The sequence below is a fragment of the Actinosynnema sp. genome (assembly GCF_052038725.1).
Genome location: NZ_JBQGCX010000984.1, coordinates 1 through 2,858, shown reverse-complemented (window position 1 = coordinate 2,858; position 2,858 = coordinate 1). Strand labels below are relative to the sequence as shown.

At 74.3% G+C, this 2,858-nt stretch carries 3 protein-coding genes; all 3 read right to left on the bottom strand.

The genetic code is table 11. The features are described from left to right. Positions 1 to 319 precede the first annotated feature (319 nt). The 3 genes from ACTUAL_RS20865 to ACTUAL_RS20855 all read right to left on the bottom strand — a co-directional run bounded on the left by ACTUAL_RS20865 (position 320) and on the right by ACTUAL_RS20855 (position 2,729). The gene (locus ACTUAL_RS20865; RefSeq protein WP_096498021.1) at positions 320 to 757 is read right to left on the bottom strand and encodes a hypothetical protein; all 438 of its coding nucleotides are present in this window, start codon (positions 755 to 757) and stop codon (positions 320 to 322) included. After that, a complete protein-coding gene (locus tag ACTUAL_RS20860; protein WP_096496256.1) occupies positions 741 to 1,352 on the bottom strand; it encodes an RNA polymerase sigma factor in 612 nt (203 codons plus the stop codon). The genes ACTUAL_RS20865 and ACTUAL_RS20860 overlap by 17 nt, the downstream gene beginning before the upstream one ends. A gap of 162 nt (positions 1,353 to 1,514) precedes the next feature. Next, entirely contained in the window at positions 1,515 to 2,729 is a 1,215-nt protein-coding gene (locus ACTUAL_RS20855) for a S8 family peptidase (RefSeq protein ID WP_096496255.1), read from the bottom strand. Positions 2,730 to 2,858: the final 129 nt, after the last annotated feature.

The following is a 2,858-nucleotide window of genomic DNA, read 5'->3' as shown; positions in this document are numbered from 1 at the left end:
CATATTCCCCGTCAAGTGGCGGGGCGGAGACTGTTCCCGCGTCGTTGCGGTTCACGCCACGCGGCCAACTCGCACTGATCGGGTACACCTGGAGCGGTTAATCAGCGCCACCGCGTGCCTCTCGCGCTACTTCTACGCACAGTGGCCAACCCTACTGGGTTGGGCTATCGGCTGATCGGGGGACATCCGGGGCACGGCAACGGAAAAAGCACGTAGGGGGCGTGCCGATCACCCGTCGAACGCAAACGGGCAGGCCAGGACGCGGCGACTCTGCGTCAACGCCGAACCGCCGCGCCACCCGACCGGGAGAACGCCCGACCTAACCCAGGAACCACTCGGTGACCGCGACCCCGGCCACCCGCAGCCGCGCCGCGCCGCGCGGCGGGGGGCCGAGCAGGAAGTAGCCCAGCTCGTCCAGCTCCGCCGCCTCCACGACCCCGGCCGCCGACTCCAGCTCCACCCGGCCGGGCGCGGGCGGCAGGACCTGCCCGGTCACCCCGGCGGGGTCCACCTCCACCTGCACCGACAGCCCGTCCGCGTCGAACACCAGCTGCCTGGTCGCCAGCCCGCCCCGCGCCCGGCCCGCCAGCTCGCCGTCCAGCAGCGAGTCGTAGCCGGTCACCAGCAGCAGCTCGGCGTCCACGTCCCGCCAGTCGAACGCCGCCCGCCCGGCGACCAGGTACTCCTCGGGCACGGCGGGCGCCTCGGCCAGCGCGCGCCCCAGATCCGCCAACAACCGCTCATCGCTTGCCCACACCGAGCGCACCTCCCACCGGGTCCTCCACCGATCCCCCCGACAACAACCGCGAGACCGCTTCGGTCCTGCGCAGCTTCTCCAGGCACCGCAACCGGGTCGGCCCCACGCTCCCCACCGGCACCCCCAGCTCCGCGCCGAGCGCCGCGTAGCTCGGCGGCGGGTCCGCGAGCAACCTGGCCAGCAGCCGCCTGCACTGCTCGGGCAGCGCCCCGAAGCCGTCCCGCAGCGCCTGCAGCCGCTCCGCGTCCACCAGCCGCGCGTCCAGGTCCTCGCCGTCGGCGACGGCGCTCTCCTCGTCGGCCGGGTCGAACGGCAGCAGCCGCTGCTGCGCCCGCAGCACCCGCAGGCACTCGTTCCTGGCGGTCGTGACGATCCAGCCGGGCAGCGCCGCCGGGTCGCGCAGCCGCCCGATCTGCTCCACCAGGCGCAGCCACACCACCTGGTTGACGTCCGCCCCGTCCGCCGGGCGCAGCCGGTGCCTGCTCACCACGGAGAGCACCAGCGGCGTGTACCGCTCCACGAGCTGGTCCCAGGCGCCGCGGTCGCCTTCCGCCGCCGCGCCCACGAGCGCGGCGACCGGGCGTGCAGGGGTCACGTCCCCTCCTCCTGTTCGGCCGCCACCCGTTGCCCCGGCCCACCACGCGCCCCGCCATGCCCTACGGAGGCGGTGGGCCAGTCCTGGATACAACGCGGGCGGCCCCGGAACGGACCTGCCGGGGGTGAATCTCACCGGAAAGGAGCAGCCCGCCGCCCGCCCTCAGTCGACCGCGACCCCGTAGCCGGGGAAGAACTCGGTCCCGGCGAGCAGGTGGTCGCGGGCCTGGAGCGCGGTCAGGCCGAGCTGCGTCATGGTCGCCGCGATCCGCCCGGACACGTGCGGGGCCGCGAACGAGGTGCCCAGCCAGTACGCCCACCGGTCGAACACGTCGACGGTCGGGTCGCCCGGCAGCACCCACCTGCCCTTGAGGTACGTGGAGGTCCGGTTGCCGACCGCGCAGGCGTCCACCCAGTGCCCGTGGTTGCTGTAGCAGGCGGGGGAGCGCGACCCGTCCCGCTCCTCGGCGATCGCCGCCACCCCGACCACGCCCGGCAGCGCGGCGGGCCACGACGGGCGGGTGGTGCCCTGGTTGCCCGCCGACGCCACCACGACCACGTCCTTCGGCAGCGCCGCGAGCGCCCGCCGCATCGGCTCCGAGGCCACGTCGTCCTGCGTGGAGCAGCCCAGCGACGCGCTCACCACGTGCACCGGCCGCTCGTCGAAGGAGGCCAGCGCCGCCGCGAACATCTCCTCGTCGCCCAGCCCGGACGGCAGCAGCGCGCGCTCCGGGTCGACCCGGACCGACGGCGCGGCCTGCCGCACCACCCCGGCCACGAACGTGCCGTGCCCGCCCTCCAGCGCGAACACGTCGTCGTGCGCGTACGCCGCGTCCACCTCGTCGGCGCGCGGGACGAAGGAGCCGCCCAGCCACGCCGGGTGGTCCGCCCCGGCCGTCGCGGACACGCCGGTGTCCAGCACCGCCACCACCACGCCCCGGCCGCGCCCGTCGCCGGGGTCCGGGTCGGGCAGCGCGGTCGCCACGCGCGGCGGTCCGCCGGGGTGCCCGTGCATGTTGCCGCCGTGCCCGACGGACACGTGGTGCGGTTGGGTGAACGGGGTCCGCTCACCCGGCCACGTGGCGGGGTCCCGCAGCAGCCGCACTATTGCGGGGATGTCGCGGGAATTGTTCTTCAGCAGCAGGCGGACCATTCCCGCGAATTCGCGGCCCCGTTCCACGGCGAACCCGCTGCGGCGCAGTTTCTCGATCACCCGCGCGGCGTCCTCGGGAATCGTCAGCAGCTGTCCTGGCCGGTAGAGGAACTCCCGACCCTTCTCCGGGTGCAGCGCGACGTCCTTGCCCGACCGGATCGCCTCGTCGAAAGCGGCGGTGTACAGCGCGGACCGGTCCGGCGCCGCAAACGTTTTCGCGGACAACTCGACCTCGCAGCGAAGTGGAGGAGGTGCGAACTCAGGCAAGCTACCACAGGGCCCCCAGTAATAAGGTGGGGCGCGTGTCGGTGGTTTCCGCTTCGGCGGCCCTGGAAGCGCGGCAGCGGGACCCGC